This window comes from Streptomyces sp. NPDC005017 (assembly GCF_042873115.1).
Lineage (GTDB): Bacteria > Actinomycetota > Actinomycetes > Streptomycetales > Streptomycetaceae > Streptomyces.
Window position 1 is genome coordinate 224,135 of record NZ_JBIALD010000001.1, and the last position, 15,981, is coordinate 240,115.

Genomic DNA, 15,981 nt, shown 5'->3' on the forward strand with positions numbered 1-15,981 from the left:
TCCTCCGGGGGGTGTACGCGCGTGTGTACGGGATGGCCCCCGGCCGGGTGAACGGGGAATTCGCCCGGCATTCGATCTCCCAGGGGGAGTCTTGCGCAGACAAGTGAAAAAGGTCGGTGCGGCAACTGTCGCAGGCGCCGCGGCCGTTGCGCTCGCCGCGGGTCTGACCAGCCCGGCGGCGGCCGACGCCGAGTCGCAGCACCGGGAGGCCGCGGCCAAGCTGACGGCTCACCACCGCATCACGCTGATCACGGGTGACCGTGTCTCCGTCGACGCCAAGGGCCGGATCGTCGGCCTCCAGCGCGCCGAGGGCCGCGAGAACATACCCGTGTCGGTTCGCAAGTTCCAGGGCCACACGCTGGTCATCCCCGCCGACGCGGCGCGTCTGGTCGCCGAAGGCAAGCTGGACCAGCGGCTGTTCGACATCACCGAACTGAACAAGTCCGCCACCCGCAAGTCCCAGAGGAACGGCCTGAAGGTCATCGTCGGCTACAAGGGGGCCGCCTCGGCCGCCAAGGCCGACGTCCGTGACGCGGGCACCCTGCGCCGCAGCCTCGGCACCCTGAACGCCGACGCGGTGCAGACCCCCGAGTCGGACACCCCCGAGCTGTGGGACGCGGTCACCAACGGCGACAAGACCGCCGCCGGTGTCGCGCACGTCTGGCTCGACGGCGTCCGCCGGGTCACGCTCGACAAGTCCACCAAGCAGATCGGCGCTCCCGTCGCCTGGGCCGCCGGGTACACCGGCAAGGGCGTCAAGATCGCCGTGCTGGACACCGGTGTGGACACCACCCACCCGGACCTGAAGACCCAGGTGACGGCGTCGAAGAACTTCACGCCCGCCGCCGACGCCTCCGACAAGTTCGGCCACGGCACCCACGTCGCGTCCATCGCGGCCGGTACCGGCGCCAAGTCGGGCGGCAAGTACAAGGGGGTGGCGCCGGGCGCGACCGTCCTCAACGGCAAGGTCCTCGACGACTCCGGCTCCGGTGACGACTCCGGCATCATCGCCGGCATCGAGTGGGCCGCCGCCGAAGGCGCCGACGTCGTCAACCTCAGCCTCGGCGGCCCGGACGGACCCGGTGTCGACCCGCTGGAGGCGGCGGTCGACAAGTTCTCCGCCGAGAAGGGCATCCTGTTCGCGATCGCGGCCGGCAACTCCGGCCCGGAGTCGGTCGGTTCGCCGGGCAGCGCGGACTCCGCGCTCACCGTCGGCGCGGTCGACGACGCGGACGTGCTCGCCCCGTTCTCCTCCACCGGCCCGCGCGCCGGCGACGGTGCCATCAAGCCGGACGTCACCGGTCCGGGCGTGGACATCACCGCCGCGTCCGCCAAGGGCAGCGTCATCGCGCAGGAGGTCGGCGAGAACCCGGCCGGCTACCTGACCATCTCCGGTACCTCGATGGCCACCCCGCACGTCGCGGGCGCCGCCGCGATCCTCAAGCAGCAGCACCCGACCTGGACGTACACCCAGATCAAGGGCGCGCTCACCGCCTCCACCAAGGGCGGGAAGTACACCGCGTTCCAGCAGGGTTCGGGCCGCATCCAGATCGACAAGGCCCTCAAGCAGACCGTCGTCGCCGAGCCGGTGTCGGTCAGCCTCGGCACCCAGCAGTGGCCGCACACCGACGACACGCCGGTCACCAAGCCGCTGACGTACCGCAACCTCGGCACCACGGACGTGACGCTGGCCCTCAAGGCCACCGCCACCAACCCGAACGGCGCCGCGGCCCCGGCCGGCTTCTTCAAGCTGAGCGCCTCCACCGTGACGGTCCCGGCGGGCGGCACGGCCTCCGTGAACGTCACCGCCGACACCCGCCTCGGCGGCACCGTCGACGGCGCGTACTCCGCGTACGTGGTCGCGACCGGCGGCGGGCAGACCGTCCGCACGGCCGCCGCGGTCAACCGTGAGATCGAGTCCTACGACGTCACCGTCAAGCACATCGGCAGGGACGGCCTGCCGACGTCGAAGTACAGCACCGTCCTGCTCGGCTACAGCGGCGTCGGCTCCGGCCGTGTCGTCGACGTCCCGCAGGCCGAGTCCGGTGTCACCACCCTGCGTCTGCCCCGCGGCACGTACGGCCTCGACGCCTGGATCGTGAAGGACTTCGTCACCTTCGAGGGCGGCCTCGACTGGCTGGTCCAGCCGAGGCTGAGCGTCACCAGGAACGCCACGCTGACGCTCGACGCCCGTACCGGCAAGGCGGCGGACATCACGGTGCCCGACGCCACGGCCAAGCCGCTGTCGGCGACGATCAACTACTCCTACGACACCGGCGGCTTCGGCATCGGCTTCATGGGTCCGTCCTTCGCCGACCTGCGCATGGCCCACCTCGGCCCCACGGTCACCGGTCTGAACCAGACCTGGAACGGCCAGTGGACCAAGGGCACCGGCACCGAGTGGGACGTGGCCCTGACCGCCAACGGCACCAAGATCGTGGGCGACAAGGTCAAGCACTTCAAGACCACCGAGCTCGCCACCCTGAAGAACATCCTCGCCGCGGCCACGCCCGGCAAGACCGGTGCGCTCAGCGTCTACGGCCTCTTCCCGCAGGCGTTCGTCATGGGCATCCCGGTGGAGCAGAAGCTGCCCGGCACGCGCACGGTGCACGTGTCCACGGCCGGCGGCATCGTCTGGGGCACCGACTTCGAGCAGTACCGCGGCAAGGACGCCGAGGGCAACCCGATCACCGAGGCCTTCTACACCAGCGACGCCCTGAAGGCCTACACGGCGGGCAAGACCTACACCACCACCTTCAACAAGCCGGTCTTCGGTCCCAAGCTGACCGCCGACTACGGCCTGTACCGCGCCGGCAACAAGATCGGCGGCGTGCTGCCGCTGTACGCCGACTCCGCGGGTCACCCCGGGTCCTCGGACTTCACCGCGGTGGCCACCACCCTCTACCGCAACGGCGTCAAGGTCGGAACGCACAACGACCCGCTGTTCGGTGAGAAGGAGTTCTCGGTTCCGTCCACCGACGCCGAGTACCGCCTGACCACCTCGGTCAAGCGCAGCGTCAAGGTCGCGGCCGCCTCCACCCGGATCGACGCCAGCTGGACCTTCCGCTCCAAGAAGCCCGGCACCGACGACATGGTGGCCCTGCCGGCCTCCAGCGTCCGCTTCAACGCCAAGACCGGCTCCGACGGCCGTGTCACGGCGGGCCTGACGCAGACCATCCCGGTCTCCGTCGAGGGCGCGGCGCGCGGCACCAACCTCAAGTCGCTCGCGGTGTACGTGTCGTACGACTACGGGCAGACCTGGAAGAAGGTCACCGTGACCAACGGCAAGATCAAGGTGAAGAACCCCGCCAAGAACAAGGGTGTCTCCTTCCACGCCAAGATCACGGACAAGAAGAACAACAAGTCGACGCTGTCGATCTACAACGCCTACTACGGCAAGTGAGCGGTGTGGCTCCGGCTCTCTGAGACGAGGGCTCTGTTAGCCCAAGGGCTCTCCGAGCCTGAGCCAAGGGCTCTCCGAGCCTGAGCTGTGAGCGAACGGCCCGCAGGAAGCAGAGCTTCCGGCGGGCCGTTCGTGTTTGTGTGACCCCATGACGGCTCACACCGTGGAGTACATCCGGTACCGCATTCCCGAAGAGCGTTCGGCCGGGTTCCTGGCCGCCTACACCCGCGCCGCGCCGCACCTGGCGGCGGCCCCCCAGTGCGTCGACTACGAACTCACCCGCTGCGAGGAGGACTCCGAGCACTACATCCTGCGCATCACCTGGACCTCGACCGCCGACCACCTCGACGGCTTCCGCAAGTCCGAGCTGTTCCCCGGCTTCCTGGCCGAGATCCGGCCGTACGTCTCCGACATCGAGGAGATGCGGCACTACGCCCCGACGCCCGTGCACGGCGGCGGCGCGGCCGTCCCCAGCCTCTACGACTGGGCGGGCGGCGCGGACGCCTTCTCCCGGCTGACGTCCGTGTTCTACGACAAGGTGCTGGAGGACGACCTCCTGGCACCCCTCTTCGCACATCTCGACCCCGCCCACGCCGAGCACGTCGCCCTCTGGCTCGCCGAGGTCTTCGGCGGCCCGGCCCGCTACTCCGAGACCCAGGGCGGCCACGGCCACATGGTCGCCAAGCACTTCGGCAAGGGCATCACCGAGCCGCAGCGCCGCCGCTGGGTCAATCTGATCCAGGACGCCGCCGACGAGGCCGGCCTCCCCACCGACGCGGAGTTCCGCTCCGCCTTCCTCGCCTACGTGGAGTGGGGCACCCGCCTCGCGGTCTACTTCTCCGGCCCCGACGCGGTACCTCCGGCCGAGCAGCCGGTGCCGAAGTGGACGTGGGGGGCCGCGCCGCCGTACCAGGGCTGAAAAGCCGGGGCGGGGGCCGGCCTCGCGCCGACGGGACACCGGTCGCCGCCGGGCCGGTGACGCCCGGTGTCCCGTCGGCGATTCAGCCCGCCTGGTTCGCCGGGTCCTGGCCCGCCCGGGTGGCGTCCGAGCCCCAACTCGCCAGCAGGCGCAGGGCCTCGGCGGAGGGCGTGCCGGGGTCGGCGTGGTAGGCGACGAGGGACTGCTCGCTGTCGTCGGCGATGCGGAACGACTCGTAGCGCAGGGAGAGTTCACCGACCAGCGGGTGACGCAGCTCCTTCACGCCGTGGGTCTTCTCCTTGACGTCGTGGGTGGCCCACAGCCGCCTGAAGTCCTCGCTCTTCACGGACAGTTCGCCCACCAGCGCGGACAGCCGCGAGTCGTCCGGGTAGCAGCCGGCCTCCATCCGCAGCAGACAGACGACGTCGATCGCCTTCTGCTCCCAGCCCACGTACAGCTCACGGTAGTCGGGCCGCAGGAACACCAGTCGCGCCCAGTTCCGCTCCGCCGCCGGCAGCTCCGCCCAGTCGCCGAACACCGCGGCCGCCATCCTGTTCCACGCCAGGATGTCGGAGCGCCGCCCCACGACGTACGCCGGGACCGCGTCCATGGTGTCCAGCAGCTGCCTCAGCGACGGCCGCACCTGCTGGGTGCGCGCGGCCGGCTTCTTCTTGTGCTGCTTGGGCTTGGCCAGGTGCGTCAGATGCGCGTGCTCGGCGTCCGTGAGCCGCAGCGCGCGGGCGATCGCGTCCAGCACCTCCGCGGACACATTGCGTCCGTTGCCCTGCTCCAGCCGCGTGTAGTACGCCACGGAGACCCCGGCGAGCTGGGCCAGCTCCTCGCGCCGCAGTCCCGGCACCCGGCGGTGCCGGCCGAACTCGGGCAGCCCCACGTCCTGCGGCTTCAGCCGGGCGCGCCGGGTGCGCAGGAACTCGCTGAGCTCGGCCCTGCGGTCCAGGCCCGCGCCGGAATCGCGCTGTTCGTCCATGCGTCCAGTATTCCCGTACGTACGCCCGGAAGCCTGACCTTGCCGGTGGTAGGAACGCTGGACGTAGGCAGAGCCGTGGTCTGGGCGGATGCCGGCGGGGGCGGCACGCTGGAGCACGTGCCCGGCCGGAAGGCGGCCGGACGCGACCACTCTGCTTAGGAGACCCCGGCATGACCACTGTCGCCGCGTACGCCGCCCCCGCCGCCAAGGCTCCCCTCGAGCGGACCACCATCGAACGCCGGGAGGTGGGTGAGCACGACGTCCTGATCGACATCAGGTTCGCCGGCATCTGCCACTCCGACATCCATCAGGCCACCGAGGGCTGGGGCGAGGCCGTGTTCCCGATGGTGCCCGGCCACGAGATCGCGGGAGTCGTCTCCGCGGTCGGCCCCGGCGTGACGAAGTTCGCCGTCGGCGACCGGGTGGGCGTCGGCTGCATGGTCGACTCCTGCCGCGAGTGCGAGAACTGCAGGGCCGGCCAGGAGCAGTACTGCACCGGCGGCAACGTGATGACGTACAACGGCGTCGGCAAGGACGGCGAGCCCACCTACGGCGGCTACTCCGAGAAGATCGTCGTCGACGAGCACTTCGTCGTGCGTATCCCGGACGGGCTGAAGCTCGACGAGGCCGCGCCGCTGCTGTGCGCCGGCATCACCCTCTACTCCCCGCTCAAGCAATGGGGCGCGGGCCCCGGCAAGAAGGTCGCCGTCCTCGGCATGGGCGGCCTCGGCCACATGGGCGTCAAGATCGCGCACGCGCTGGGCGCCGAGGTGACGGTGCTGTCGCAGTCCCTGCGCAAGAAGGAGGACGGCCTCCGGCTGGGCGCCGACCACTACTACGCCACCAGCGACCCGAAGACCTTCGAGGAACTGGCCGGCACCTTCGACCTGATCGTCTCCACGGTTTCCGTGGCGCTGGACTTCAACGCCTACCTGGGCCTGCTGAGGACCGGCGGCGCGCTGGTCAACGTCGGCGCCCCGGAGGAGCCGGTCAGCCTCAACCTGTTCTCCCTGATCGGACAGCGCAAGACCCTCGCCGGTTCCATGATCGGCGGCATCGCCGAGACCCAGGAGATGCTCGACTTCTGCGCCGCGCACGGCCTGGGCGCCGAGATCGAGCTGATCGCCGCCACCGAGATCAACGACGCGTACACCCGCGTCCTGGGAAGCGACGTCCGCTACCGCTTCGTGATCGACACGGCGACGATCTGAGGCGAGCGGGCGGGGCGGAGTGGGCAGTGCGTGCAGTGCGCCCCGCACCGCGCGCTGCCGTACCGCTGTGGCCGTACCGCCTGGGCCGACCGGCGAGCCGAGGCCCCCGGTACCCGTCCCGGGGGCCTCGGCGTACGCCCGGGGAGGGCCGTGGCCGTACCCGGGACGTAGGCCCCTGGGCCCACCGGGATGCTCCCGCGGGCGCTGGTGCCGGGGAGGTGCGGTTGCCTAGCGTGGAAGCAGCCGGCCCGGCCCGGACGCAGCGAACGCCGGCAGGGATCGGCGGGCCCGACGCGACAGGGAGGCACCCGCGATGACCGTCCAGCTCAACCACACCATCGTCGCCGCGCACGACAGGCAGGCCTCGGCCCGCTTCCTGGCCGACGTCCTCGGTCTCGAAGTGAGCCCGCGGTACGGCCCGTTCATCCCGGTCGAGATCCCCAACGGAGTCACCCTCGACTTCATGGAGGTCCCCGGCGAGATCACCCCGCAGCACTACGCGTTCCTGGTCTCCGAAGCCGACTTCGACACCATCTTCGGCCGCATCCGCGACGCCGGCCTGACCTACTGGGCCGACCCCTCCCACTCCCGCCCCGGCGAGATCAACCACAACGACGGCGGCCGCGGCACGTACTTCGACGACCCGAACGGCCACAGGCTGGAGATACTGACGCGGCCGTACGGAAGCGGAGGGTGACGCGGCCGGGGCCACGCAGGGTACGTCGACCCTCAGATCCCAGCCGTAGCAGTGGCCTCGCATGCTCGCGCAAGTTTCTCCACGGGCCTTGAGGGGATTGACCCGCCCCATTCGCGGAGGGCGGCACCAGCGGGTGCCGGCGGAACGGACGGACTCGTGAGGAGGGCCTCGCCCTTGCTCTTCGCCCGTGTGAGGCCGTCGGCGTCACGAATCCAGTACGCGCCGCTATCGTCCCTGAAGGAGGCGTACTGCACCGTGAGGGAAAGGCCCACGTGCTCCAGCTTGATCGGCAAGCCTCGATCGGAGAGCCGCTTCATGTCTCGCGCATTGAGGGTGACCTCGGTGCACGGCGCCATGCTTTCCAGCGGAACCGCGAAGCTCACTCGTTCGTAGACGGACCGCTCGCCCGGCCTCTCTTTCAGTACTGCCCAGTAGAACTCGATTCGCACATCGGTGATCGGACCGGGTGACTGATTGGTGAGATGCACAAGGGTCGGGCCCTGTGTCTCTTCCACCCAGTAGGCGACGCGGGCGGCCTGGGAACGTGCCGAATCCTCTTCCTGGCTCCTGGACTGCTCAAGCTGCTGCTGGGCGATCCTGGCTCCGTAGTACGTGGCGACACCGGTGAACACCAGGCTTCCAATACCCACTGCGGCGCCTGCCATCGTCGCCCACCGCGCAAGGTCGACCTGACGCCACCGCGGTGCATCCGGCAACGCTGCCCGAGAGGGAACCCGCATGGTGCCCGGGCGCGGCCTCTGCCTGGCCAGGCGCAGGAGGGAATTCCGATGTGCCCGATGCGTCAATTTGGCTCCTGCCGGTCATGCCGGGGAGACCGACGCTCCCACTTCCCGGCAATCGCACGCAATGCGATCGGAGTCGCTTCACTCCATCAAGCTGTTGTCCGTCAGAACTTGCAGACCGATGTTTGAGAAGGGTGCGGTCGACCCACAACGGGGCGTTCCGTGGCAGCCCGCTCAGGGCGACTGTTCGCGGCGGTCCAGGACCTCGTAGTGCGCCGACCGCTCGTCGAAGTCCGAGAGGACCGCCCGGGCGGCCGCCGGTACGTGCGCCGTCTCGTAGTCCTCGCCCATGAACGCCTGGATCGACGTCAGGGCCTCGAACCACATCAGCGTCATGAACTCGACGTCCTCGTCCCGCTCCCGCCGGACCAGGTCGATCGAGAGGAACCCGGGGATCCGCCGCTCCTCGATCCCGGGAATCACCTCCCCGCGCACGATGCGCTCGTACGCGTCGGCGTTCTCCTTGGTCGTCCAGCCCCGCCACACACGACAGATCATGGGCCGAGCGTAGCGCGCGGCCCCTCAGCGGGCCCACCGGTCATCGCCCGCCCACGGCGGTGGTCCTGGCGGCGTAGGCGAGCAGGCCGGCGAAGCGGAGCCAGGGCAGCAGGTGCATGTTGAGGGGGGAGTAGCCGGGCCGGACGTGGCCGGTGATGCCGTCGACGACGGCGGCGAGTTCCTCCACGGCCGGGCGGTCGAGGTGACCGAGCGCCGAGAGATAGGCGTGGGCCGAGGTGTCGAGCCGGGCGTACAGACCGGCGATCCGGTGTCCCTCGCCGTCGGTGGTGAGCGTCTCGTCGGGGTACCGGAGTCCGCGGAAGGCCTTGTGACGGTCCGCCACGGCGGCGACCAGACCCAGCCGGGACGGGGGCACCGCACTCGGCCAGCGAGGTCCGCGCAGGGCAGCCTTGTCGGAGGCCGACGGAGTACGTCGCCCGGCGGCCTTCTCCGCAGTGCGGCGGACGGCGAATGCGGCCGTCTCCGCGATGCTGACGGCCCGGCTCTCCTCCAGCGTGTCCAGCGCGCGCAGCAGCGCCGCCGGGTCCGCGCGCAGGTCGGGAGCGGGGACGGCGGTCGCGCTCAGGTAGGCCCAGGTGGCGTTGAACCCCAGCGGGCGGTACTGCCCCACGGCACACCTCAGCGCGGCGTGCCGCCGGGCGGGCGGGAGCCGCTCGTCGCGAACCCTCCGCGCGTCCGTTCCGAATGCCACGGCCGAGGTCAGCCCTCGCCCTTCGTGACCCCGACGGGACAGCTGACACCCGTCCCGCCCAGTCCGCAGTACCCGGCCGGGTTCTTCTGGAGGTACTGCTGGTGGTACCCCTCGGCCGGGTAGAAGGGGTGGGTCGCGGCGGGGAGGATCTCGGTGGTGATCTCGCCGTAGCCGGATTCGCCGAGGACCTTCTGGTACGCCGTGCGGGACGCCTCCGCCGTGGCGGCCTGGGCGGGGGTGTGGGTGTAGACGGCGGAGCGGTACTGGGTGCCCACGTCGTTGCCCTGGCGGAAACCCTGGGTGGGGTCGTGGGACTCCCAGAAGGTCTTGAGGAGGCGCTCGTAGGAGATCAGCGACGGGTCGTGGACCACGCGGACGACCTCGGTGTGGCCGGTCAGGCCGGAGCAGACCTCCTCGTAGGTGGCGTGCTCGGTGTAGCCGCCCTGGTAGCCGACCAGGGTCGTCCACACGCCCGACGGGAGCTGCCAGAACTTCCGCTCGGCGCCCCAAAAACAGCCGAGGCCGAAGTCGGCGACCTCCAGGCCCTCGGGGTAGGGGCCGAGCAGCGGGTTGCCCAGGACGGTGTGGCGGTCCGGGACCGCGAAGAGGGCCGTCGCGCGGCCGGGGAGCGCCTGCCCGGGCGTGGGCATCCGAGGGGGCCTGCCGAAGAACATCGCGTCTCCCTGTGTCGCTCGGCCGCGTATCCGCGGTCGTCCTGACCGGTGCCGCCGGTGTGACTCGTCAACGCCCGGGGCCGGCCGGGAATTCCTTCCGCCCGGCCCCTCGGCACACGTTCCCGGCGCTCAGCCCCGCAGCGTCGCCGGCGTCCCGCCGTTCGCCTCGAAGCCGGCGACCGCCAGCGCGCGGTAGACCGCGAACTCCGCCGCCGGATCGGGGGACAGGGTCCACGGCAGGGCACCCACATGGCCGTCGACCAGCACCAGCTGGCTCATCGCCTCCGCCCAGCGCTCGGCGCGCACCAGGAAGAAGACGAGCATGTGCCGGACATGGGCGAGCATCGGATCGTCGGGCCGGGCCGTGTGCACCGCGTGCAGGGCGCCGTGCATCGCCTTGGTGACGACCTCGCTCTGGTAGAAGCCGGAGACCAGGTTGACCTCGGGCAGGTGCTCGAAGACGGCGAACAGTGGCATGGCCGCGAGCAGCGAACCCTGGGGCGCCCGCGCGGCGGCGGCCTCGGCGAAGGAGTAGGCCTGCTCGCGCGAGCCGTGCCACTTCTCGCACCAGTAGTGCAGGGCGGCCAGGTGCGCGCCCATGTGGTTCGGCGCGCGGTCCAGGATCTTCAGCCAGAGCTGCTCGAACTCCGGCTGCGGGTAGTCGAGTCCGCGGGCCACGGACAGCTCGATGATGTAGGGGACGGGGTCACCGGGGGCGAGCAGAGCGGCCTGCGCGCACGCCGCTCTCGCCTCCTCCATGATGATCCGGAAGTCGTCCGTGCCGGGCGTCGACGTACGCCACGCCTGCTGCACCAGGAACTCGGCGTGCACCGCCGCCCCGCCCGCGTCCTTGGTCTGCTCGGCGCGCCACACCCGCAGCCACTGCCCGCCGGGGGTGTCGCTGACCCCGCCCGGCCGCTGCTGGAGCTCCAGGGCCGCCGCCCCGGCGAAGGCCTGCACGCGCTGCCAGCGGCGCTCGCCCTCCTTCTCGGTGCCCGCGAGCAGCTGCGCCGCCGCCCGGTGGTCCTGGGTGCGCTGCACCAGGTCCAGCACGTCCACCAGGTCCTGATCGGGGCCGGGCATGCGGACGTCCAGCTCCTCCTGCCGTACGAACCCGTAGTGCGCGGGGTCGGCGGCGTCCGGGTGCCCGGGGGACACCAGCTCGATGCCGCGGCGCCGGCGCATGACGAACGGACCGAGCACCAGACTCAGCATGAGCAGGGCCATCAGGACCCAGAGAATCTCCATGCCTCCAGCGAACCAGACCGCACCGACAATTGGCCAACCTGGTCACCGGCCTGTGGAAAACTCCCGCCCGCCACCGTCCGGGACCGCCCGCCACCGCCCCTGACCACCGTGCCGGGCTGCTCCCTCCCGCCGTGACCGGGCTCCCGCGCCGACGTGATCACCGTCCCGGGGCGACGCGTCCGGCCGCCCCCGGCCGTCCCCCGCCCCGCCCGTGTCCCCCACTCGTCCGGCAGCAGGCCTTCAGGCGGACTACGCTCGGTGCACATGAGCGACAGGCACATCAGTCAGCACTTCGAGACGCTCGCCATCCACGCGGGCAACACGGCCGATCCCCTGACCGGGGCGGTCGTTCCGCCGATCTACCAGGTGTCCACTTACAAGCAGGACGGGGTGGGCGGCCTGCGCGGCGGCTACGAGTACAGCCGCAGCGCCAACCCGACCAGGACCGCGCTCGAGGAGAACCTCGCCGCCCTGGAGGGCGGCCGCCGCGGCCTCGCCTTCGCGTCCGGACTGGCGGCCGAGGACTGCCTGTTGCGTACGCTGCTCAGCCCCGGCGACCACGTGGTGATCCCGAACGACGCGTACGGCGGCACGTTCCGGCTCTTCGCCAAGGTCGTCGCCCGCTGGGGCGTGGAGTGGTCGGTCGCCGACACCGGCGACCCGGCCGCGGTGCGCGCCGCGATCACGCCGAAGACCAAGGCCGTGTGGGTGGAGACCCCCTCCAACCCGCTCCTCGGCATCACCGACATCGCCGCCGTCGCCCAGATCGCCCGGGACGCCGACGCGAAACTGGTCGTCGACAACACCTTCGCGACGCCGTACCTCCAGCAGCCGCTGTCGCTCGGCGCCGACGTGGTGGTGCACTCCCTGACCAAGTACATGGGCGGCCACTCCGACGTGGTCGGCGGCGCCCTGGTCGCGGCCGACGAGGCGCTCGGCGAGGAGCTGGCGTACCACCAGAACGCGATGGGCGCGGTCGCCGGTCCCTTCGACTCCTGGCTGGTGCTGCGCGGCGCCAAGACGCTGTCGGTGCGCATGGACCGGCACAGCGAGAACGCCACCAAGATCGCCGACATGCTCACCCGGCACGCGCGCGTGACGAAGGTGCTCTACCCGGGCCTGCCCGAGCACCCCGGCCACGAGGTCGCGGCCAAGCAGATGAGGGCGTTCGGCGGCATGGTCTCCTTCCAGGTGGAAGGCGGCGAGGAGGCGGCCGTCGAGGTCTGCAACCGCGCCAAGATCTTCACCCTGGGCGAGTCCCTGGGCGGTGTGGAGTCGCTGATCGAGCACCCGGGCCGCATGACGCACGCCTCCGTGGTCGGCTCGGCCCTCGAGGTCCCCGGCGACCTCGTCCGTCTGTCCGTCGGCATCGAGAACGTGGAGGACCTCCTGGAGGACCTCCAGCAGGCGCTCGGCTGACGGTCACCAGCCGGTGAGGGGTGGGGTCGTGTCCGACGGCGGCTCCACCCACGGCTGGACCAGCGCGGCCCACACCGCGAAGGCGACCGCCGCCGCGCACAGCGCCAGCCAAAGCAGGCGGCGCGCGAGTGTCTGCCGGCGCAGCAGCCGGCTGCCCTGGCGTACGGCGTCGGTGTGCAGCTCCGGCGGCACCGGCGGCGGTGTCCGCTCCATGATCCGCCGCGCCGCGGCCTCCCGGTCGGCGCGGCTCATCCCGGTCTCTCCCCGTCCGGCCCGTTCATCTGAGGACTCCCTTCCTCATGACGCCACCGCCTTCGCGCTCGCGCCCGTGACGGCCGGGGCCGGACCCCGGGGCGGGTGCAGCACGATCGCGGTGGCGCGGTCGCAGATGGCCCGTACACGTTCCACGGGCATGCCCAGCAGCGCGGCGGCCTGCTCCTCGGCGACCCCCTCGTACAACCGCAGGACGAGGATCAGCCGCTCCTGCGGGGCGAGCGCGGCCAGGACGCTGCCGGGCTGCGGACGTGCCCGGCCGAGGCCGCCGTACCGGTGCCAGGCGGTGCGGGCGAAGTGGGTGGCCAGATACCGGCGGGTGTGGTCGTACGGATCCTCGCCGCGCAGTCGGTTCCAGCACGCGTAGGTGTGCGCGAGGGCGAGCGTGAGCAGGCGCCGCGCGCGCGGGTTGTCGGCCGGGGTCTCCGCCGTCAGCAGTGTGGCGGTGTGCAGCAGCCGCCCCGCGGCGCCCGCGACGAACGCCTCGAACTCCCGGTCACGTCCGGCGCTCTGCGCCGCCTGCCGTTCTCGCACCGCGCCTCCCCCTGAGGGCGACCCTGAAGAATCCGGTCCCGCCGCGTCCGGCCGCCCTGAGACGGACCCGCGTGCGACGAGGACCCGGTCCCCTGTGAGGGACCCGGTCTCATATGAGGCCAGGGGTGCCCTTTCGGTCAAGAGCCGCGCGGCAGCCGGGCCGCCGCGGCCCTCACGGGAGCGGCCTGCGGAGTCCCCGGACGGGCGGGAGGAGACAGGACCCGCAGGCGAACTGCTCCCTGCGGTCGGCGTGCAGGCAGTCCTCGCGCGCGGGCGCGGTCGTCGTCGTGACAGGCGGGTCAGCCGGCCGTCGTCGGGTCCTGGCCCGGGACCACCCCGGCCGGAGACATCCGGGCGGACAGGGCGTCATTGAAGCGCGTGAGGAGCGCGCAGAACGCCTCGCGCTCCTGGGGCGCCCAGTCGTGGGTCAACTCGTCCATCAACTGACGGCGCGAGGAGCGCACTTCGGCCAGCCGTGACAGCCCGCGCGGGGACAGCTGGAGCACCACGGCACGGCCGTCGTCGGGGTGCGAGGTGCGCTTGACGAGCCCGGTGTCGACGAGCGGAGCCACCTGCCGGGTGACCGTGGAGGAGTCGATCCCCATGCTCGCGGCGAGCGCCTTGACACCCATCGGGCCCTCCTTGTCGAGCCGGTTGAGCAGCAGATACGCGGCACGGTCCATGGAGTTGCGCAGCTGCCCGACCCCGCCCAGGCGGGTCTGTTCGGCTCGGCGGGCGAACACCGCCACCTCGTGCTGCAGAGAGTCGAGAAGGCCGGTGTCACCGACGGTCGTCATGTCCATCGACATGTCAGGTGTTGTGGGCATGGCCGGAGGCTCACTTCATGAAAGGGCGGCTGAGTTGGGGGACAGAGTACGCGGATGGGGGACGGGCCGTACCGGGCCTGCGCAATCCGGTCTCGGAGGTTGGTCACACCCGTGATCGACGCGTGTGAACTGCGAGACTTGAGCCATGAACCACCTCAAGGCCGATCCTCTGCCGCGGGTCACCCTGGACGACGTGCGCGGTGCGCGGAAGATGCTCGCGGGGGTGGCGCGGGAGACCGCGATGGAGGGCAGCCGGCATCTCAGCCAGCTGGTGGGGGCACCCGTCCACCTCAAGTGCGAGAACCTCCAGCGGACAGGCTCGTTCAAGCTGCGCGGCGCCTACGTCCGGATCGCCGGGCTGCTGCCCGAGGAGCGGGCCGCCGGTGTGGTGGCGGCGAGCGCGGGCAACCACGCGCAGGGCGTCGCGCTGGCGTCCTCCCTGCTGGGCGTACGGGCCACCGTGTTCATGCCCAACGGTGCGCCCCTGCCCAAGATCAGCGCCACCCGCGAGTACGGCGCCGAGGTGCGGCTGCACGGCCAGGTCGTCGACGAGTCGCTCGCGGCGGCGGAGGAGTACGCGCGGGAGACGGGCGCGGTCCTCATCCATCCCTTCGACCATCCCGACATCATCACCGGCCAGGGCACCGTGGGCCTGGAGATCCTGGAGCAGTGCCCCGAGGTGCGCACGATCGTCGTCGGTGTCGGCGGCGGCGGTCTCGCCGCGGGCATCGGGGTCGCGGTGAAGGCGCTCCGGCCCGACGTACGGATCGTCGGTGTGCAGGCGGAGGGCGCGGCCGCGTACCCGCCCTCGCTGGCGGCCGGGCGGCCCGTCGCGCTGCCCAACCCGGTGACGATGGCCGACGGAATCAGGGTGGGACGGCCCGGCGACGTGCCGTTCGCCCTGGTCGGCGAGTACGTCGACGAGGTGCGCACGGTCACCGAGGACGAGCTGGCGACCGCGCTGCTGCTGTGCCTGGAGCGGGCCAAGCTGGTCGTGGAACCGGCCGGGGCCAGCCCGGTCGCCGCGCTGCTCGGCAACCCGGGCGCCTTCGAGGGCCCGGTGGTCGCGGTGCTCTCCGGCGGCAACGTCGACCCGGTGCTGCTCCAGCGGGTGCTGCGGCACGGCATGGCCGCGCAGGGCCGCTACCTGGCGGTCCGGCTGCGGCTGACCGACCGGCCGGGGGCGCTCGCGACGCTGCTGGGGGTGTTGTCAGTGGCCGACGCTAACGTGCTCGACGTGGGCCATGTACGGACCGATCCCCGGCTCGGGCTCACGGAGGCGGAGGTGGATCTGCACCTGGAGACGAAGGGGCCCGCCCACTGCGCGGAGGTCGGCAGGGCGCTGCGCGAGGCCGGTTACACGGTCATCGACTGAGGTCGCGCGCGTCGGTTCGGCCGCGTGCGGCTTGCGGTTTGCGACGGGAGACCCGGCGGCCGGCAAGGGCCCTGGGTCCCGCCCGGGCGGTCCGCTCGGTCCCTCCCCGGCCGGCTCACGCTCCGGCGGTCGGCTCGGTCCCGCACCGAGCCCTGAGGTGGCGGAGGACAGACCGGTCGGCAGCCGACGGGCGGCTGACATGCGGCCGACGGGTCTGACGTGTCGCTGACATGGTGCTGGCCGGTGACCTGCGGGCCGCCGACGGGCGGTACCGCGGACCCGGTGCCTCCGCTCGGCCGTCGGTCTGCCGCGCTGTTCACGGCTCGGCGGCCGGGCGTTCACGGGCGTGGGACGGGGTGTTGCCGGGGTGTTCGCGGGCGTCGTCCGAGGTGGCGGCCCC

At 71.6% G+C, this 15,981-nt stretch carries 15 protein-coding genes; 6 read left to right on the forward strand and 9 right to left on the reverse strand.

The genetic code is table 11. The features are described 5' to 3' along the window. Positions 1-103: 103 nt before the first annotated feature. Complete coding sequence (locus ACFYR0_RS00925) at positions 104-3,403, forward strand: S8 family serine peptidase (RefSeq protein WP_389320177.1); 3,300 nt, start codon at positions 104-106, stop codon at positions 3,401-3,403. Between the two features lie 148 nt (positions 3,404-3,551). Further along, positions 3,552-4,322 (forward strand): group II truncated hemoglobin, encoded by a 771-nt coding sequence (locus ACFYR0_RS00930; protein ID WP_389320180.1) that lies wholly within the window; start codon positions 3,552-3,554, stop codon positions 4,320-4,322. A gap of 82 nt (positions 4,323-4,404) precedes the next feature. On the opposite strand, the gene ACFYR0_RS00935 is transcribed toward ACFYR0_RS00930, so the two are convergent. Further along, positions 4,405-5,310, reverse strand: coding sequence for a helix-turn-helix domain-containing protein (locus tag ACFYR0_RS00935; protein WP_389320183.1), 906 nt, complete (start codon positions 5,308-5,310; stop codon positions 4,405-4,407). A gap of 170 nt (positions 5,311-5,480) precedes the next feature. Between ACFYR0_RS00935 and ACFYR0_RS00940 the strand changes: the two genes are divergently transcribed. Further along, positions 5,481-6,521 carry an NAD(P)-dependent alcohol dehydrogenase gene (locus tag ACFYR0_RS00940; protein ID WP_389320186.1) on the forward strand — a complete coding sequence of 347 codons (1,041 nt, stop codon included), beginning with the start codon at positions 5,481-5,483 and terminating at the stop codon, positions 6,519-6,521. A 313-nt stretch (positions 6,522-6,834) separates the two neighbouring features. After that, the gene (locus ACFYR0_RS00945) at positions 6,835-7,218 is read left to right on the forward strand and encodes a VOC family protein (RefSeq protein ID WP_389320189.1); all 384 of its coding nucleotides are present in this window, start codon (positions 6,835-6,837) and stop codon (positions 7,216-7,218) included. Between the two features lie 32 nt (positions 7,219-7,250). Here ACFYR0_RS00945 and ACFYR0_RS00950 read toward each other — a convergent pair whose 3' ends face one another. The 5 genes from ACFYR0_RS00950 to ACFYR0_RS00970 all read right to left on the reverse strand — a co-directional run bounded on the left by ACFYR0_RS00950 (position 7,251) and on the right by ACFYR0_RS00970 (position 11,153). Continuing rightward, positions 7,251-7,883, reverse strand: a complete 633-nt coding sequence (locus tag ACFYR0_RS00950) for a hypothetical protein (RefSeq protein WP_389320192.1) — start codon at positions 7,881-7,883, stop codon at positions 7,251-7,253. Between the two features lie 312 nt (positions 7,884-8,195). Then, entirely contained in the window at positions 8,196-8,519 is a 324-nt protein-coding gene (locus ACFYR0_RS00955; protein WP_389320194.1) for an antibiotic biosynthesis monooxygenase, read from the reverse strand. A gap of 40 nt (positions 8,520-8,559) precedes the next feature. Beyond that, positions 8,560-9,150, reverse strand: a complete 591-nt coding sequence (locus tag ACFYR0_RS00960; protein WP_389320197.1) for a hypothetical protein — start codon at positions 9,148-9,150, stop codon at positions 8,560-8,562. Positions 9,151-9,239: 89 nt separating this feature from the next. Then, positions 9,240-9,905, reverse strand: a complete 666-nt coding sequence (gene msrA / locus ACFYR0_RS00965; protein WP_389320200.1) for a peptide-methionine (S)-S-oxide reductase MsrA — start codon at positions 9,903-9,905, stop codon at positions 9,240-9,242. 129 nt (positions 9,906-10,034) lie between these two features. Beyond that, positions 10,035-11,153 carry a hypothetical protein gene (locus ACFYR0_RS00970; RefSeq protein ID WP_389320203.1) on the reverse strand — a complete coding sequence of 373 codons (1,119 nt, stop codon included), beginning with the start codon at positions 11,151-11,153 and terminating at the stop codon, positions 10,035-10,037. Positions 11,154-11,417: 264 nt separating this feature from the next. Here ACFYR0_RS00970 and ACFYR0_RS00975 point away from each other — a divergent pair, with 264 nt between their 5' ends. Next, a complete protein-coding gene (locus ACFYR0_RS00975) occupies positions 11,418-12,572 on the forward strand; it encodes a cystathionine gamma-synthase (RefSeq protein WP_389320206.1) in 1,155 nt (384 codons plus the stop codon). Between the two features lie 3 nt (positions 12,573-12,575). Here ACFYR0_RS00975 and ACFYR0_RS00980 read toward each other — a convergent pair whose 3' ends face one another. The 3 genes from ACFYR0_RS00980 to ACFYR0_RS00990 form a co-directional block, all read right to left on the reverse strand. Next, on the reverse strand, positions 12,576-12,824 hold the full coding sequence (locus ACFYR0_RS00980) for a hypothetical protein (RefSeq protein ID WP_386380710.1): 249 nt from the start codon (positions 12,822-12,824) through the stop codon (positions 12,576-12,578). A 45-nt stretch (positions 12,825-12,869) separates the two neighbouring features. Further along, positions 12,870-13,379, reverse strand: a complete 510-nt coding sequence (locus ACFYR0_RS00985; RefSeq protein WP_389320209.1) for a sigma factor-like helix-turn-helix DNA-binding protein — start codon at positions 13,377-13,379, stop codon at positions 12,870-12,872. Positions 13,380-13,678: 299 nt separating this feature from the next. Next, a complete protein-coding gene (locus tag ACFYR0_RS00990; protein WP_389321080.1) occupies positions 13,679-14,188 on the reverse strand; it encodes a MarR family winged helix-turn-helix transcriptional regulator in 510 nt (169 codons plus the stop codon). A 163-nt stretch (positions 14,189-14,351) separates the two neighbouring features. Between ACFYR0_RS00990 and ilvA the strand changes: the two genes are divergently transcribed. After that, positions 14,352-15,581 (forward strand): threonine ammonia-lyase, encoded by a 1,230-nt coding sequence (gene ilvA / locus ACFYR0_RS00995; protein ID WP_389320212.1) that lies wholly within the window; start codon positions 14,352-14,354, stop codon positions 15,579-15,581. Positions 15,582-15,981: the final 400 nt, after the last annotated feature.